Raw genomic sequence first — 16,344 nt, 5'->3', positions numbered from 1 at the left:
CCGCCGTCGTTTTGTTGTTTGTTCAGCGTGTCTGATGTTCAGCCCATGACGCCGGTCAGTTCATTCGGCGTGTGGGCCAGCGTTGCCGTGCGGACCACTTTGCCCGCCTTCAGATCGACGGCGTGGATTTTTCGCGCTGCCGGCTCAGTGACATACGCCGTGGAGCCCTGGACGAACAGGGTGGGCCGCGGTTCCTGCCACGCCTCGGGCTCCTGCCAGGCCGGCACGACAGGCACAGTGGCCGCGGTGGCGCCAGCCAGCGGATTGAGAACATGCAGCGCGCCGTCGGTGCCGAGGACCAGCGCCTCGCCGGACGGCCCGCGCCCCAGCGACCGGAAGGAATAGCTGGTACCAAGATCCACCAGCTTCAGGGCTTTGCTGCCGGCGTTCACCAGCGAAATCCGTGTGGGCCGCTCCAGGACCGCATCCTTGTCCACCTTGTAGTCCCCGAACACCACAGGCGACGCCGGCGAACCGGCCTGGTTTCCCATCCGGCCATAGGGGTCAGGACTGGAGACCTTGGAGAACTGGCCGTCCTTGAATACCAGCATTCCGTCCTCGCATCCGAAGGTCACGGTGTTTTCGCCGGCCACCGCCTCACCGTGCACGCCGGGGCAGTCCTGGCTTCGGAGAATCTCCTTGCGGTCCTGACCAGGGGCCCCCCAAGAAGCAGCCGGGCCCAGGAGTGCCACGGCATTGCGGGCGTTCTCGTTGCCCACGGTCACCAGCAGCTTGCCGTCCTCCAGTTCCACCGCCACGCCATGGTGGGCCTCCGGTGCAGTGTATGTCGTCGTCTTCGGAAGGCCGTCTTTGGCAAGCGCTCCGAGGGCGGCCGATCCGAACGACTCCACCTTGCCGGACCCGTCACTGAACAGGACGGTCCTGCCGGCGTGCCGCACCACATGGCCCGGTTTACTGGCCGCAAACGCGTGATCCGTCATCCCAGGCTGGGCCGCGTAGGAATGCCCATGGTCGCCGTGCCGCTCGGTCCAGGTGCCGGCGTCGAGGATGCGGAACGAGTCGTCCGCCGCCACCAGGATGTGGCGGTTGTCACCGGCGGGGCTAATGCGGTTGTAGCCCTCCAGCGCAACGTCTCCCGCAGGTTCAAGGGTGGCTGCATCCAGCACTCCGACGCCGCCGGCGTACGTGTAGGCCAGGCGCGGCTTTGGAGCGCGAAGTTCGGTGGGTTCTGCGGCCTGTGTGCCCCGGGAAGGGCTGGCGGAACTTTCGGCGGAATTTTGCGCGGGGCCGGCGGCACAACCCGACAACAGCAGGGCGGCTCCGCAGGCCGCGGCCAGCGGCGCCCCGAACGGCGTCCTGCCCCGGTGGGTTGCTGAATTGGCGGGCACCCCGGCGAACGGCCGAGCCAAGGGCTCCCTGAAGGGCCCGGTGGGGCCGCCGCGGCGGCGTCTGCTTGTCGGGCGGGAAAGCGTAAATCGTGTCGTCACCATGACACTAATGATAATCATTATCTTTAGTGATTCGGACATCACGGCTCGTTCATGACGCCAAATGCCCGGCTCGCGGGCCTTATGGCGTCGATACGCGCGTTTGTGAAGGCCGGGATCTGCCCCCGCGGCAGGGCTCAGTAAACTGCGAGCATGACCGAGACTGCCGCCAACTCAGTAACCCTCCGCTTCCTGGCCGCCCCCATGGACGTGGGCCACAGCGGGTCCGTTGACGCCGGAACCGTGCTCGAGTGGGTGGATAAGGCGGCCTACGCGGCTGCCGTGGGCTGGGCCAAGTCCTACTGCGTCACGGCCTATGTGGGAAACATCCACTTCGCAGACCCGGTGAATGTCGGCGACATGGTCGAGGTCACCGCCACCATCGTCTATACGGGCCGGTCCTCCATGCACATCAGGACGGTGGTTTCCTCCGGGGACCCCAAGGGCGGGCCTGCCACCATGCGCAGCCAGTGCATGGTGATTTTTGTGGCAGTTGGCGAGGACGGGAAACCCGTCCCGGTGAAGCAGTTCGAGCCGGAGACGGCGGAGGAACTCGAACAGCGGGACCACGCCCTGGCCCGGATCGGGATCCGCGAGCAGATTGTCAAGGCCATGAGCGCCCAGGAATATACCGATGCCGGCACCGCCGAGCGCGTCGTCCTGCGGTTCATGGCGGCGCCCACCGACGTGAACTGGGGCGGCAAAGTCCATGGCGGCATCGTCATGAAATGGATCGACGAGGCCGCATATGTCTGCGCCTCACGCTACTGCGGCCGGGACACGGTGGCTGTCTTCTCGGGCGGAGTTCGGTTCTACCGGCCGCTGCTGATCGGCCACGTGGTGGAGGTGGAGGCCCGGCTGGTCTACACGGGCACCAAGGGCATGCACGTTGCGGTACATGTCCGCTCAGGGGACCCCAAAGGCCGGGAACTGAACCTCACCACGTACTGCCTCACGGTGATGGTTGCCCGTGACGCCGAGGGCACCTCGGTTCCCATCCCTGCATGGACCCCGGTGTCCGAGGAGGACAAGAGACTCCATGCCCACGCACGGCAGCTGCTGGAAATCAGGGCAGCAGCTCCGGGAAACAGGCTGCCCAACCACCTGCTGCAGTCACAACCGCACTAGCAACACAAGCGCAGCCTAGAAGCCGCCGCCTCCGCCGGCATCCCCGGCCATGTTGGCGAACCGCGAGTAATGGCCCTGGAACGCAACGACGATGTCCTTGGTGGGGCCGTTACGGTGTTTGGCGACGAGAATGTCTGCTTCACCGGCGCGCGGGGACTCCTTGTCGTACACGTCCTCGCGGTGCAGCAGGATCACCATGTCGGCGTCCTGCTCGATGGACCCCGATTCACGCAGGTCGGAGACCATGGGGCGCTTGTCCTGGCGCTGCTCGGAACCACGGTTCAGCTGCGACAGCGCAATAACCGGGACCTGGAGTTCCTTAGCGAGCAGCTTCAGCGCACGCGAGAACTCGGAGACTTCCTGCTGGCGGGACTCCACCTTCTTGCCCGAACTCATGAGCTGCAGGTAGTCAAGGATCACCAGCTTGAGGTCGTGCTGCTGCTTGAGGCGTCGGCACTTGGCCCTGATCTCCATGAGGGACATGTTGGGGCTGTCGTCGATGAACAGCGGGGCATCATTCATCCGCCCCATGGTGGTGGCGATCTTGGACCACTGCTCATCCTTGATGGTGCCCTTGCGGAGGTCCTGCAGGCCGATGGTGGCCTCGGCCGACAGGAGACGCATGGCGATCTCGTTGCGCCCCATTTCCAGGGAGAACATCACCGTGCTCAGGTTGTTCTTGATGGCGGCGGAGCGGGCAAAGTCCAGCGCGAAGGTGGACTTACCCACGGCGGGCCGGGCGGCGATGACGATCATCTGGCCCGGATGCAGCCCGTGGGTCAGCTCGTCCAGCTCATAGAAGCCCGTGGGAACGCCCACCATGCCTTCGCCGCGGTGGCCGGAGGCCTCGATCTCATCCACCGTGGACTCCATGACGTCCTTCAGGACGACGTAGTCTTCCGCCGTGCGGCGTTCGGCGACCGCATACACTTCCGCCTGGGCCTGGTTGACCAGGTCTTCCACCTCGCCGTCCTGCCCGTAGCCGAGCTGCACGATTTTGGTGCCGGCGTTGACCAGCCGCCGGAGCACGGCGCGCTCGGCCACGATCTCCGCGTAGTAACCTGCGTTGGCGGCCGTGGGCACCGTCTGAATGAGCTCATGGAGGTAGGCGGGGCCGCCGATCCGGTTGATCTCGCCGCGCTTGGTCAGTTCATCGGACACGGTGACGGCATCCGCGGGTTCGCCGCGGCCGTAGAGGTCGATGACGGCCTCGTAAATGGTTTCGTGGGCGGGGCGGTAGAAGTCCTGCCCGCGCAGGATCTCGACGACGTCCGCAATGGCGTCCTTGGAGAGCATCATGCCGCCCAGGACGGACTGTTCGGCGGGGATGTCCTGGGGAGGTTTACGGCTGCCTTCGGATTCGCGGGTACCTTCGATTGAGTCCAGGTGCGTAACTGACAAAGCTGCCGTCCTCCATTGTGTCCGCAGTCCGTGCAGGAGGACTGTGGAGCGTGTGCCGTGTGCCGTGGGTGGGCCGCGCAGCAAAAAAACTGCTGCCCGGGCTAATGCAACTACACCAGCAGGCCCCGACATTTTCGGTCCGGGCGGTTGACCCCCGGCGACGCCTCATCCACAGGTTTTCCACAGGGCAGCACCAAACTCCCGGAGTCCGGGCAACCGCCGGCTCCGGTCTTAAGGCCGGAAGGGAAAACCCACCCGAATGGGGTGTCTCCGCAACGTTAGCGCCCAGCCGGCCACTCACAAAGCCAGCAGTTCCGCACCTCTGTGGATAACGTGTGCACAACATACTGCAGCTTGTGCACAGCCTGTGGGCGAAGCTGTGGATAGAAATTTTCTTTTCGGCATATATGGCCCGTGACCTGCGGAAACGTTCGATTTTTGTTGTGGACAAATTTAATCTTTGCCACAACCTTCATCCACAGCCTTAACCGTGAGCTGGGGATACCGGCGGGTAATTCCGTCCTCGGAGCGGAATTTTGCCGCCTGCATTCCAACTTTGTGATGCGAATCACCGGCTTATGCCCGCGGCCCGCCTAGATGCATGCCATCCGAATGAATCTTCCCTCCCCGGGCTGTAACCGGCCTCGCCGCCCGCACGCAGCATGCGCAGCCGGGCATATGCTGTGGATAACGCGGATGTGGCGTTAAGCTCTAGGTATGGGCGATGTTCTGACTGTCTTGGTTCCTGCCCTTGTCCTCGCCGCAGCCCTCTGGGCTTTTGCCACGGCACTGAAGCCGCGCGACGGAGGAATGTCCGACGCTGACCGCTACCAGCTGGAGCTGGCCCGGCGTTCCCAAGCCCACTACGCAGCCCAGGTTCAGGCGGCCTTGGCGGCCCGGGCACGCCTGGAGGCGGCAGCCCTGCCCAGCCAGAACCGGCAGCAGCAGATACAGCAGCAGGAGCATCATCCGGCGCCGCAGGGCTCTTACCCTGTGGCGCCTCCGCCCGGGACCATGCTGACCCCGCAGCTGGTGTTACAGCTACAGACCTTGGTGCGCAACGGCCAGAAGCTCGAGGCCATCAGGCTTTTGCGCCAGGCCACCCACTTCAACCTTTTGACCGCCAAGCAATATGTAGATCGGTTGTAACCATGGAATCGCTCCTGATCCCCTTCCTGATCCTCGTGGCCGTGGCTGTCGCCGTGGCCCTGACGGCACGTGCAGTGAGCCGTCGCCGCCGTACGGTCAGGGAGCCGGCCAAACCGCCTGCGGAGTCAGCAGAGCTGGCACGGGAAGCCGCAGCCAAGCTGTCCGAGGACGAACACCGGCGGCTGTATGCGCTCATCGCCCAGGGCCAGGCCATGGCGGCGATCAAGCTGTACTACGAGGTGTCGGGACAGGGCCTGCGCGCTTCGCGGGACGCCGTGGCCGCGCTGGCAGCCCATCCGCAGCCTTTCCGCTCACCGGCGCAGGAGCCCAGCGAACCCGAGGACGACGACGAGCCGCCGCAGCGCTTCCCGTACCGGTACCGGGCCATCGCCAGCAAAGGCGATGTCACCCGTGAGGTCAGCAGCAACATGCTCAATGACGAGATCTACGGCCGCATCCGCACGCTTGCCAAGAGCGGCAACATCGAAGCAGCGGCCACCGCGCTGACCCGGCACTCGGACATCTCCATGAAGCAGGCGCGCGAGTTCATCGCCCTGCTGGACGACTGACCACCGCCGCGGCCAACCCTCACAGCAAGTGAACGCGGGGGTGGACGCGGCCCGCTAGAAGTCGAACAGGTCCCCCAGCCAGCCTTCCTTCTTCTTGTTGCGGCGGCGGTCAGACTCGCGGTCGTACCCCTTGCCGTGGCTGCGGTCGTCGTAGCGCGCCTGGTCACGCCGCGGTTCGAAGTCGCGGTACAGCGGTGGAGGAGCCATGCCGGGCGCAGGCGAGGCCGGAACGGGGGGAACGTGCGCCGGAGGAGCCGCCGGCGCGCCTGCGTTTATCCGGTCGATGATCTTGTCCAGTTCGCCGCGGTCCAGCCACACACCCCGGCACTGCGGGCAGTAGTCGATTTCCACGCCGCTGCGTTCGCTCATGACCAGGTCCGAAGAATCAATGGGACATTTCATGCCCGGCACAACGAGCGGGTGCCGGGATTAGTTCGCGTTACCGGCCGCCTGAGATGCCGGCCAGCAGCTGCTCGAAGGGCAGCGACTCGAGCGCGGCCGGCTTGCGGCCCGGCTGGTCCCCGTCCAGGAGACGGCCGAACTCTGCCGCCGCCCGTTCGATCCGCACCGAAAGGGGGGTTCCGCCGTCGTCCGTGTTTCCCCAGTCCTGGGGGCCGGCGAAGACGGCCGTGGCGGCCGTCCGCGTGCGCAGGTAGCTGAACAGCGGGCGCATTGCGTGGTCCAGCACCATCTGGTGGCGGTCCGTTCCGCCGGTGGCCCCCAGAAGCGCGGCTTTGCCGTCCAGCGACTTGGGGTCAAGCACATCGAAGAATGACTTGAACAAGCCACTGTAGGACGCGCTGAACACCGGTGAGACGGCGATGATGCCGTCGGAGGACTCGACGCCGGCGATCACTTCTGCCAGCCGGGGCGGGGCAAAGCCCGTGACGAAGTTGTTGGCGATGTCCACGGCCAGGTCACGAAGCTCAACCACGTCGGTGGCCACCTCGTAGCCGGCAGCCGTCAGCTCCCGGGTCGCGGCGGCGGCCAGCTGGTCGGCCAGCAGGCGGCTCGACGACGGCACTCCCAGGCCGGCGGACAGAACGGTTATGCGGCGGGTCTCCATGGCGGTCTCCTCTGTTTGGCGCGGTATATGCATTTGCATCTATTCGCTCAACCCGGCAGCAGTGGCCTTTATTCCGCCGCCCGGCAACCGGTTCAGTACACTGCTCGCCGAAATGGCGGGAACGACGAAGCCCCCGCCGTCGGCTTCCCGGAGGAATCCGACGGCGGGGGCCGTCAGCAGTTCAGGACTGCAGAGCAGATCCGGCGAAGGCCGGACCTGCTACTTGCCTGCGACTACGTCGAGTTCGATCACAGCGGCAACGTCGTCGTGCAGACGGACGTTGGCCTGGTAGGAACCAACCGACTTGATGTGGGCCGGCAGTTCAACCTTGCGCTTGTCGATGCTGCCCAGGCCTGCGGCCTCAACAGCGTCGGCGACGTCGGCCTGCTTGACCGTGCCGAACAGGCGGCCGCTTTCGCCGGCCTTGACAACCAGCTTGACCGGCTTGGCGGACAGAGCGGCGGCCTGCTTCTGAGCATCTTCCAGGGAAGCGTGCTCGCGGGCGGCGCGGGCAGCCTTGATGGACTCAACCTGCTTCTCGCCACCCTTGGACCAGGTCAGGGCGAAACCGCGGGGCAGCAGGTAGTTACGTGCGTAACCGTCCTTGACCTCCACAACGTCGCCAGCAGCACCGAGACCGGTTACTTCGTGGGTCAGAATGAGCTTTGCCATGTTAGTTAATCCCTTTCCTTAGCCCCGGCCAGCGCCGGAGTAGGGCAGCAGAGCAACTTCGCGGGCGTTCTTGATTGCCTGGGCGATCTTGCGCTGTTCCTGCACCGTGACGCCAGTGACGCGACGGGCGCGGATCTTTCCGCGGTCGGAGATGAACTTGCGCAGCAATGCTACGTCCTTGTAGTCGATGACGGTGATGTCAGCGGCCTTCAAGGGGTTGGACTTTGGTTTGGGCTTACGGAGTTCAGCCTTAGCCATCGTGGAGCTCCTATTCTAGGGAGCCCGTGAATCGTGATCCACGGGATGGTGGTGGTCCGACCGCGGCGTGCGCAGAGCGTGCCATATGGAACGCTTTGGCGCGTGCTGCGCCGGACCTTTGTTTATGTTTTAGAAGGGAGGTTCGGAATCCGGGCCGTTGCCCCAGCCGCCGCCCGCATTGCTGACTCCGGGCGTTGCCCAGGGGTCATCCTGCGCTGCGGGCTGCTGGTTGCCGCCCCAGCTTCCTCCGGTGTTGCCGCCCTGGTTTCCACCCTGGCCGCCACCGAATCCACCGCCACCGAATCCGCCGCTGTTGCCGCCGCCGAAACCGCCCTGGCCGCCGGAGCGCTGGGTGCGGTTGACTTTGGCATTCGCGTAACGCAGGCTCGGGCCGATTTCGTCGACCTCGAGCTCGATAACAGTGCGCTTCTCGCCTTCTTTTGTTTCGTAGGAACGGCTCTTCAGACGGCCGGAAACAATCACGCGGGTGCCCTTGGTGAGCGACTCGGCGACGTTTTCTGCTGCCTCCCGCCAGACCGACGCGCGGAGGAACAAGGTTTCCCCGTCCTTCCACTCATTGGACTGGCGGTCGAAGGTGCGAGGCGTGGACGCGATGGTGAAGTTCGCTACTGCCGAACCTGACGGTGTGAACCTCAGTTCGGGGTCATTGGTGAGATTACCGATGACCGTAATAGTGGTTTCGCCTGCCATCTACTGCCTCCTTGTTCGTTCCTGCGGGGTAAAGAATGAAAATTGGGAGCTGAAATTACTCAGCAACAACCTTCTGCTCTTCGGGGCGGATGATCTTGGTGCGCATGATGGTCTCGTTGAGACCCAACTGGCGGTCAAGTTCCTTGGCGGTAGCCGGCGTCGCGGTGAAGTTCACCACGGCGTAGATACCTTCGGACTTCTTCTTGATGTCGTAAGCCAGACGGCGACGGCCCCAGATGTCAACCTTTTCGATGGTTCCACCATCGTTGGTGATGACGTTCAGGAACTTCTGAAGCGACGGCTCTACGGTACGCTCTTCGACCTCGGGGTCGATGATTACCATCAATTCGTAAGGACGCATATGTGAACCCACCTCCTTTGGGCTAAGCGGTTACGGTATTTCCGTAACAGGAGGTTCATTTGCGATGCGGTGCACGCCCGTGTCCAAAAACGGACCAGAGCGCAGCACAGACTTCACTATCTTAGTGCATCGGGGCGGAATTCCGCGATTCGGACAGCTCCTAGGCTACTGGCCCCAATGGCGGCCCGGAAGCGCCGCCCCAGCTATGTGGAAAACCGGGCGGAATACTGGAGCCATGACGATTCTGAAATCCGTGCTCCTTTTCACCCTGGCCGCCGTGGCCGAGATCGGCGGAGCCTGGCTGATCTGGCAGGCCGTGCGGGAGGACAAGGCGTGGTGGTGGGCCGGGCTCGGGATTGTGGCGCTGGGGCTCTACGGTTTCGTGGCCGCTTTCCAGCCGGACGCCCACTTCGGCCGGGTCCTCGCGGCCTACGGCGGGGTCTTCATCGTCGGTTCCCTGGTCTGGGGCATGCTTCTGGACGGCTTCCGGCCCGACCGCTGGGACCTCATCGGCGCCGCCGTCTGCCTCGTTGGCGTCGCCGTCATCATGTTCGCCCCCCGGCAGGGCTGACCCCAAACAAAAGCCATCCGCCCGGTCAGGCCGTAGCGGCCAACCGGGCGGATGGTTCCAAAAGGATGATGGCGGAATTACGACGCCGGGCCAGACCCCACTCCTGCATCTGCGGTTTCGGCGGGCGTTGCGGAAGCGGCGGTCGCCTCAGCCCGCCCCGGGCCGCCCTTGCGGTAGCGCCACACACCGATGCCGACGACCACGACTGCCAGGGCCACGGAGAGCAGAAGCGACTCGCGGGTGGACTCCAGGATCACCATGCCGATGATGAGCGCCACGATGCTGCCAATCGCCAGCCAGGTGAGGTAGGGGAAGAACCACATCTTCAGCGTCAGATCCTTGGCCGCGGCTCCCATCCGGCGGCGCAGCACCAGCTGCGACGTGGCAATGACCAGCCAGACAAACAGCGCTATGGCACCGGAGGTGTTCACCAGGAACAGGAAGACGGTGTCCGGGGCGATGTAGTTGAGCCCCACGGTGATGAAGCCGACCACGGTGGAGGCCAGCACCGCCGCGGCGGGCACGCCGCGCTTGGAGATGCGGGTCCAGGACTTGGGGGCGTCACCGCGCTGCGACAGTGAGAACAGCATGCGGCTGGCCGTGTAGAGTCCCGAGTTCAGGCAGGACAGCACCGACGTCAGCACCACGACGTCCATGATGGTGCCCGCGCCGGGGATGCCGAACAGCTCGATGACGGCGACGTATGGGCTCTTGGCCACGTTCGCGGAGTTCCAGGGGAGCAGCGTGACAACAATCGCGATGGAGCCGATGTAGAAGACGAGGATGCGCCAGACGGTGGACCGAACGGCCTTCTTGACCGCCTCCACAGGGTTTTCGGATTCACCGGCAGCGATGGTGGCGATCTCAGCCCCGAAGAACGCGAAGACCACCACGAGGATTCCGGCCAGGACGGCTCCGGGGCCGTTGGGCAGGAAGCCGCCGTTGCCCGTCAGGTTGCTCAGGCCCGGTGCCGGAACACCCGGAACCAGGCCGAGGATCGCTGCGACGCCGAAAAGGAGGAAAAGGATGATGGCCGTGACCTTGATGGAGGCGAACCAGAACTCGAACTCCCCGTAGGACTTCACCGAGCCCAGGTTGGTCAGCGTGAGCAGAACCATGAGCACCAGGGCCCAGACCCACTGGTCGATGCCGGGCACCCAGCGGTGCATGATCGCGGCTCCTGCCGTGGCTTCGATGCCCAGTACGATGATCCAGAACCACGCATAGAGCCAGCCGATGCTGAAGCCCGCCCAGGGGCCCAGCGCCTTGTCCGCGTAGGTGGAGAAGGATCCGGTTTCGGGGTTCGCGGCCGCCATCTCGCCAAGCATCCGCATGACCAGGATGACCACGATGCCTGCGGCCATGTAGGCAAGCAGGATGCCGGGACCGGCCTGCTGGATGGCCGCTCCGGAGCCGACGAACAGGCCGGCGCCGATGACGCCGGCAATGGCGATCATCGACAGATGGCGGGGTTTTAGGGATTTCGACAGTTGTTGGTCAGCGTGCATGGCTGCGCCATCCTCGTTTTGATTGCAGGTTTTGGGCGGTGGCCGGGCGGCAGAGTCTGTGCCGGGGACCACACTGTGCGTTTCACACTAAGGGAGCCGGAGGCAGGTCCGGGCTGTGCAAAGACACAGTTTACGGCAACCGAAAACGGGCAGATTTCCAGCCACGCGCCGCGTTAGGCGACAAGTGTTGCCTATCGGGCACTTTTGTAACGGCGTGGAAATCAGTCACCGTCGCACTAGGCGTGTGCCGCGGCTGCAAAGAACAGCTCAGTCACCCGGGCCAGGCGGTGCGGGTCCTCCACGCCGCAGACTTCCCTGGCCGAGTGCATCGACAGCAGGGGAACACCCACGTCCACGGTCCTGATGCCCAGCCGGGTGGCCGTCAGCGGGCCGATCGTGGAACCGCACGGCATTACGTTGTTGGAGACAAACTCCTGGAAGGGGACCCCCGCCTCACCGCACAGCCGCGCCCAGAGGGCAGCCCCGGCGGCGTCGGTGGCGTACCGCTGGTTGGCGTTGATCTTGAGCAGAGGGCCCCCGTTGAGGACGGGACGGTTGACGGGGTCGTGCCGTTCGGCGTAGTTGGGGTGGACGGCGTGGCCGGCGTCGGCAGAAACACAGAACGACGCCGCGAAGGCCTGACGCCGCTGGCTCGCCGACGCGCCCAGGCCGTCCGAGATCCGGACCAGGATGTCTTCCAGGACCGGACCGCATGCCCCGGACCGGGACGCGGAACCGATTTCCTCGTGGTCGAAGGCGGCAAGCACCGCTATCGGTGAGGATTCGCCGGGAACGGCGGACCCGCCGTCGGACGCGTCAGCGTGCGCGATCAGCGCCGTGATCCCGGCGTGCGTGGCTGACAGGTTGTCCAGGCGCCCGGAGGCGAAGAACTCACTCCTGACCCCGAAAACCGCAGGCGCCTGCGTGTCCGCGATGACGACGTCGTACCCGCCGATCTCAGCCGGATCAACAGAGGCGCCGTCGCCGGCAACCCGCTCAGCCAGCACCGCCAGCAAGTCCTCCCCGCCAGGATCGCCGAGCCCGAACACCGGGTTCATGTGCTGCTGCTTGTCCAGTGTGAGGCCCTCGTTCACTGCCCGGTCCAGGTGGATGGCGAGCTGCGGAAAACGCAGCATCGGCCCGGTGGCGGTCAGGTGCTGCGTGCCGTCCAGCATCACGAGGCGCCCGGCCAATTGCAGTTCCCGGTCCAGCCACGAGTTCAGCAGGGGGCCGCCGTAGACCTCCACGCCGGCCTGGAGCCAGCCGAACCGGCCCGTGGTGGGCTTGGGCTTGAGCTTGAAGGACGGCGAATCCGTGTGGGCGCCCAGGATGTTGAAGCCGGTGATGGGCCCGGCGTCCCCGGGTGTGACCCAGGCGATGAGGGCGCCATCCCGAATGACGTAGAACTTGCCTGCCGTGGCCTCCCAGGGCTGCAGCTCGTCCAGGCCGGTGAAGCCCGCCGCGGTGAGGCGCCGGGCGCCCTCGCGGGCGGCGTGAAAGCTCGACGGCGAGGCGCTGACGTAGTCGCCCAGGTCCCGGATGTGCTCTGCGGCGGAGGAATGGAGAGGCATGGCTCCGAGTCTAGCGTTGCGCTAGATGGTGACGTTGAGCCCTGCCGTGTAGCCGCCGGTCACGGACCCGGCCATGGTGGCCAACTGGTAGACGCCGCCGTCATCGCCGAATACGTTGTCCGATTTCAGTGTGGTGTTCGGGAAATTTTGGGCGCTGGTTTCGTAGCCCGCGGAGGCGTACACCTCGCGGCAGGCGGCATCGGTCAGGGCGATCTGTGAAACGGCCAGCACCTGCCCTGCCGCCGTGGCGTTGTTCATCGACTCGAACACCTCGAAGTGGATGTGCGGCCAGCGGCCGTTGTAGGCGCCGGGGTAGATGGTCTTGAAGGTGACCTGGCCGTTGGCGTCCGCCTCCTGCACGCCCCGCAGGAAGTTCTCGTTCTCCAGCCCTGAATCGTAGAGCGAGTACCTGCCCTCCTTGTCGCAGTGCCAGGCGTACACGGCAGCGCCGGACAGCGGGACGCAGCCGTTGGCGTTGTCCAGCAGTGTCAGTGTGACGGTCAGCGGCACACCGTCCGCTTTCGTGGCGGACGTGCCGAAGTTTGAGGTAATGTCCTGCCGGACCACGCCGGAGGCTTCCAGGACGTTCGGTCCGTTGGAGCCGTCGCCGGGGTACGGTCCGGCAGTTTCCTGCGGAATCTCCACGCCGCATTCTGCGATTGCCCGGGTCACGGTGGGGGACGCAGTTGCGCTGGACGTTGCACTTGCCGTTGAGCCGGCAGAAGCCGACGACGGCGATCCTGACGGTGCGGAGGATGACCCGCCGGGCGTGCACGCCGCCAAAGCGGCCGCCGTGCCGGCGCCGAGGAGCATGCCCAGCGAGCGGCGTGAAACCAGCGTGGAGAGATCGAACTCGAGGCCGCGGTCATGGTTGGGATGCGGCTCGTGCCGGGGCTGCTGTCCATCGGGCGTGCCGGGTGCGGTTCTCATGCCACCACCCAACTCCGGGGACCTATGGCCTGCATAGGGCCTGCCTGTGGGTAGGCTGTGGAACCGGCGTCAGCCAGTCGCCTCAGTAGTCCGGGTTGCTCGGGGTTACCAGGCCGGTCTCGTAGGCATAGACCACGGCCTGAACGCGGTCACGGAGATGCAGCTTGGTCAGGATCCGCCGCACGTGTGTCTTCACCGTGGCTTCCGACAGGAAATAGCGGTGCGCGATCTCCGCATTGGACAGCCCCTCCGACATCGCCTCCAGCATCTCGGTTTCCCGGGGGGTCAGGTCGTCCAGCAGCGGATCGCGGGGAGCAGGCACCGCCGCCGGCGCGGCCCCCGCGCCCGAACCTTCGGAAGCGGGTCCGGCGCCGCGGACGTACGTCTCAAGAAGCCGCTGGGTGACGCGCGGCGCCACCACGGCATCCCCGCTGGCCACCACCCGCACGGCCTGGACCAGTTCGGCGGGTGCCACATCCTTCAGCAGAAACGCCGAGGCGCCGGCCTGGAGCCCGGCGAACGCGTACTCATCCAGATCGAAGGTGGTCAGGATGATGATCCTGGCCCGCGCGCCTGAACTGGTGATGGCACGGGTGGCCTCGATCCCGTCGAGCGTGGGCATCCGGACATCCATCAGCACCACGTCGGGATCGAGCCGGCCCACCTGGCGGACGGCGTCGGCCCCGTCGGAGGCCTCGCCCACCACCTCGAGGCCGTCCTCACCCTCAAGGATGAGCCGGAACCCCATCCGCAGCAGCGGCTGGTCATCCGCCAGCAGGACCCGGAGACGCCCGGACTCGTTCATTCGTTCCCCCATTTGTTGCCGTCCTGCATCCTGCCGTTCAGGGCGAGCACCGCCCGCACACGCCAGCCACCGCCGGCGGCCGGCCCCGCCTCCACCGTACCGCCGTAGATTCCGGCCCGTTCCTTCATCCCGGCCAGGCCCTGTCCTGTTCCGGTGGACGGGACGGCGTCAACGGTGCCCCGGCCGTCGTCGAGCACGTCAATGGTGACCGTGGAATCCTCGCGCGCCACCAACACATCCACCCGGCTCAGCGCCCGGCCGTAGCGCAGCACGTTGGTCAATGATTCCTGCACGATCCGGTACACCGTCAGCTGGAGCGCCACGTCCTCCGGCAGCGCCGGGCCCGTGTGCGAGTAGTGGACCGGAAGGCCCGCGGTCCGGAAGCCGTCCAGCAGCTTCCCGAGACTGGCGCCGTCCGCGAGCGGTTCACGGGGCGCCTGGCCGGCGGACGCATCATCCCGCAGGACGCCGAGCACCCGGCGCATGTCCGCCAGGGCGGCACGGCCGGTCCGGGACAGTTCCGCCAGGACCTCCGATGCGCGTTCCGGATCCCGGCGGACCACGACGGCGGCCCCATCGGAGAGGGCGACCATGACGGTCAGCGAATGGGCCACGACGTCATGCATCTCCCGGGCGATCCTGTTTCGTTCGTTGACTGAGCCCAGGCGGGCGGCCTGGGCCGCCCACGCCGCGATTTCCTGCTCGTGCTCGCGCCGCTGGCGGACCGAAATGCCGATTCCGGTGGCGATGAAGTTGGAAAACGCGATACTGGTGCCGGCCGCAATGCTGGTCACGAGGCGGAATTCCTCGGGCGAGACGGGACGGTTCGGCAGTTCCCGCTCCAGCGGCCCCACGGCGGCCAGGAAATACAGCAGTGCCAGTGGCGCGGTGCCCACGGCCATCGTGACCAGGGCAAAGCGGCGGGTGCGGACCACGGCAACCGCGTAAAGCGAGAACCACAAGCCTGCCGACACGTTGGATCCCCACGGATGAAGCAGGGTCACGCCAACCTCGGCCGCCGCGATGAACACCACTACGGCCACCGGGCGCCGGCGCCGCAGGAACAGGGACAGCGCCACGGCAGCGAGCAGCCCGACAGCGGCCCACCTGCCCGCATTCAGGGCGTCGATCACCGTGGGCACCACCAGCACCGCATAGCAGCCGACCACCACGGCATCCATCACCCGCGGACGCCGGTGCAGGTAGCGCCGGAGCAGGCCGCGGCGCCGGGCCGAGAGTTCGGCGAAGGACGCGTCAGCCGCGGGGGCTGGCGCGTCCTTTCCGGAGACAGTGTCAATCATGGGCAGGCCCGGGTGCGGCTACACGTCCCGTTTCTTCAGCAGGACCATGGCCAGCACCACCGGCACCACCACCCAGGCGCCCAGCACGAGGGCCGCCTGCCAGGCTTCCAGCGTGTCCGGGACGTGCTTCACGGCGGTCATCGGGGTGATCGTGTTTCCGGGGAGGTATTTGCGGGCCTCCTCGAAGAAGTCGCCGGGGATGAGCTGGAACGCGATCGGTGCCACGAAGAACAGTCCCACGAGGGCCATGATGCCCCCGGCCGAATTCCGGAGCAGCGTGCCGAGTGCCATGCCGATTGCGGCCACCGCAGCCACGTAGGCGCTGGTGACGAGCAGCAGCTTGACGGACTGCGCGCTGGCGAGGTCGAGCTTGAGGCCGAAGTTGTCCAGGATCGGCACCGCCGACAGGCCGGCGATGTAGGTGGACACCGCCGTCAGGGCAAAGGCGCTGACAATGACCACCACGAGCTTGGCCATGAACGCCGGGAGCCTTTTGGGCACGGCCGCAAAGGTGGAGCGGGCCATGCCGGTGGTGAACTCCGAGCTCATGAGCAGGACACCCAGTGAGCCCAGGATCAGCTGCGCAAAGGCTACGCCGGAGGTGGGGACCGTGACGGCGAGGTCGCCGCCCTGTGCAGCGATGGCTGCGGCCGCCTCGGGGTCGGAGGCGGCACGGTCCGCGAACTGGCCTGTACCCCAGGCGGACAGGGCGCCGAAGCCAACCATGACGACGGCCGTCGAAGCGAGCAGGATCATCGTGGACAGGAGCGTGCGGAATTTGATGAATTCGGAGTTCAGGACCCGGATGAAGCTTGGGCCGGGACCTGGGCCGGCTGCGTTGCGGATAGCGGCACGGCCGGGGCCGGGCTGGATGGGAGTCGATGTGCTCATGGGG

Annotated in this window: 18 protein-coding genes; 4 read left to right on the top strand and 14 right to left on the bottom strand. The window is 65.9% G+C overall.

The window, feature by feature from the left end:
• Window positions 1-38: 38 nt before the first annotated feature.
• Window positions 39-1,370, bottom strand: a complete 1,332-nt coding sequence (gene aztD, locus ABIE00_RS23785) for a zinc metallochaperone AztD (RefSeq protein WP_354263057.1) — start codon at window positions 1,368-1,370, stop codon at window positions 39-41.
• A 231-nt stretch (window positions 1,371-1,601) separates the two neighbouring features.
• Between aztD and ABIE00_RS23780 the strand changes: the two genes are divergently transcribed.
• Entirely contained in the window at window positions 1,602-2,576 is a 975-nt protein-coding gene (locus ABIE00_RS23780; RefSeq protein WP_354263056.1) for an acyl-CoA thioesterase, read from the top strand.
• A 15-nt stretch (window positions 2,577-2,591) separates the two neighbouring features.
• Here the strand turns inward: ABIE00_RS23780 and dnaB are convergent, their stop codons facing one another.
• Window positions 2,592-3,977, bottom strand: coding sequence for a replicative DNA helicase (dnaB, locus tag ABIE00_RS23775; protein ID WP_003800110.1), 1,386 nt, complete (start codon window positions 3,975-3,977; stop codon window positions 2,592-2,594).
• Window positions 3,978-4,694: 717 nt separating this feature from the next.
• Between dnaB and ABIE00_RS23770 the strand changes: the two genes are divergently transcribed.
• Together ABIE00_RS23770 and ABIE00_RS23765 are read left to right on the top strand one after the other, a co-directional pair.
• A complete protein-coding gene (locus tag ABIE00_RS23770; protein ID WP_354263055.1) occupies window positions 4,695-5,126 on the top strand; it encodes a hypothetical protein in 432 nt (143 codons plus the stop codon).
• A 2-nt stretch (window positions 5,127-5,128) separates the two neighbouring features.
• A complete protein-coding gene (locus tag ABIE00_RS23765; protein ID WP_354263054.1) occupies window positions 5,129-5,695 on the top strand; it encodes a hypothetical protein in 567 nt (188 codons plus the stop codon).
• Between the two features lie 54 nt (window positions 5,696-5,749).
• Here ABIE00_RS23765 and ABIE00_RS23760 read toward each other — a convergent pair whose 3' ends face one another.
• The 6 genes from ABIE00_RS23760 to rpsF all read right to left on the bottom strand — a co-directional run bounded on the left by ABIE00_RS23760 (window position 5,750) and on the right by rpsF (window position 8,763).
• Window positions 5,750-6,097, bottom strand: coding sequence for a TFIIB-type zinc ribbon-containing protein (locus tag ABIE00_RS23760; RefSeq protein WP_354263053.1), 348 nt, complete (start codon window positions 6,095-6,097; stop codon window positions 5,750-5,752).
• A 37-nt stretch (window positions 6,098-6,134) separates the two neighbouring features.
• Window positions 6,135-6,761: an FMN reductase gene (locus ABIE00_RS23755; protein ID WP_354263052.1), complete on the bottom strand. Its 627-nt coding sequence runs from the start codon at window positions 6,759-6,761 to the stop codon at window positions 6,135-6,137.
• A gap of 219 nt (window positions 6,762-6,980) precedes the next feature.
• Entirely contained in the window at window positions 6,981-7,433 is a 453-nt protein-coding gene (gene rplI / locus ABIE00_RS23750) for a 50S ribosomal protein L9 (RefSeq protein ID WP_076799464.1), read from the bottom strand.
• Between the two features lie 18 nt (window positions 7,434-7,451).
• Window positions 7,452-7,691: a 30S ribosomal protein S18 gene (gene rpsR / locus ABIE00_RS23745; RefSeq protein ID WP_003800144.1), complete on the bottom strand. Its 240-nt coding sequence runs from the start codon at window positions 7,689-7,691 to the stop codon at window positions 7,452-7,454.
• Between the two features lie 129 nt (window positions 7,692-7,820).
• Window positions 7,821-8,402, bottom strand: a complete 582-nt coding sequence (locus ABIE00_RS23740) for a single-stranded DNA-binding protein (protein WP_331575264.1) — start codon at window positions 8,400-8,402, stop codon at window positions 7,821-7,823.
• Between the two features lie 55 nt (window positions 8,403-8,457).
• Window positions 8,458-8,763: a 30S ribosomal protein S6 gene (rpsF, locus tag ABIE00_RS23735; RefSeq protein WP_003800148.1), complete on the bottom strand. Its 306-nt coding sequence runs from the start codon at window positions 8,761-8,763 to the stop codon at window positions 8,458-8,460.
• 235 nt (window positions 8,764-8,998) lie between these two features.
• On the opposite strand from rpsF, the gene ABIE00_RS23730 reads away from it, so the two are divergent.
• A complete protein-coding gene (locus ABIE00_RS23730; protein ID WP_190602852.1) occupies window positions 8,999-9,334 on the top strand; it encodes a YnfA family protein in 336 nt (111 codons plus the stop codon).
• Between the two features lie 77 nt (window positions 9,335-9,411).
• Here the strand turns inward: ABIE00_RS23730 and ABIE00_RS23725 are convergent, their stop codons facing one another.
• From ABIE00_RS23725 to ABIE00_RS23700, 6 genes are all read right to left on the bottom strand, one after another.
• Window positions 9,412-10,842, bottom strand: coding sequence for an amino acid permease (locus ABIE00_RS23725; RefSeq protein ID WP_354263051.1), 1,431 nt, complete (start codon window positions 10,840-10,842; stop codon window positions 9,412-9,414).
• Between the two features lie 236 nt (window positions 10,843-11,078).
• Window positions 11,079-12,413, bottom strand: a complete 1,335-nt coding sequence (locus ABIE00_RS23720) for a M18 family aminopeptidase (protein ID WP_354263050.1) — start codon at window positions 12,411-12,413, stop codon at window positions 11,079-11,081.
• Window positions 12,414-12,434: 21 nt separating this feature from the next.
• On the bottom strand, window positions 12,435-13,343 hold the full coding sequence (locus ABIE00_RS23715) for an intradiol ring-cleavage dioxygenase (protein ID WP_354263049.1): 909 nt from the start codon (window positions 13,341-13,343) through the stop codon (window positions 12,435-12,437).
• 82 nt (window positions 13,344-13,425) lie between these two features.
• The gene (locus ABIE00_RS23710; RefSeq protein WP_354263500.1) at window positions 13,426-14,148 is read right to left on the bottom strand and encodes a response regulator; all 723 of its coding nucleotides are present in this window, start codon (window positions 14,146-14,148) and stop codon (window positions 13,426-13,428) included.
• Window positions 14,145-15,449 carry a sensor histidine kinase gene (locus ABIE00_RS23705; RefSeq protein WP_354263048.1) on the bottom strand — a complete coding sequence of 435 codons (1,305 nt, stop codon included), beginning with the start codon at window positions 15,447-15,449 and terminating at the stop codon, window positions 14,145-14,147. The genes ABIE00_RS23710 and ABIE00_RS23705 overlap by 4 nt, the downstream gene beginning before the upstream one ends.
• Before the next feature lie 18 nt (window positions 15,450-15,467).
• On the bottom strand, window positions 15,468-16,340 hold the full coding sequence (locus tag ABIE00_RS23700) for an ABC transporter permease (RefSeq protein WP_354263047.1): 873 nt from the start codon (window positions 16,338-16,340) through the stop codon (window positions 15,468-15,470).
• Between the last annotated feature and the right edge of the window lie 4 nt (window positions 16,341-16,344).

The sequence above is a fragment of the Arthrobacter sp. OAP107 genome (genome assembly GCF_040546765.1).
Classification (GTDB): Bacteria; Actinomycetota; Actinomycetes; order Actinomycetales; family Micrococcaceae; genus Arthrobacter.
The sequence above is the reverse complement of the archived record's forward strand: the minus strand, read 5'-3'. Positions and strand labels throughout refer to the sequence as shown.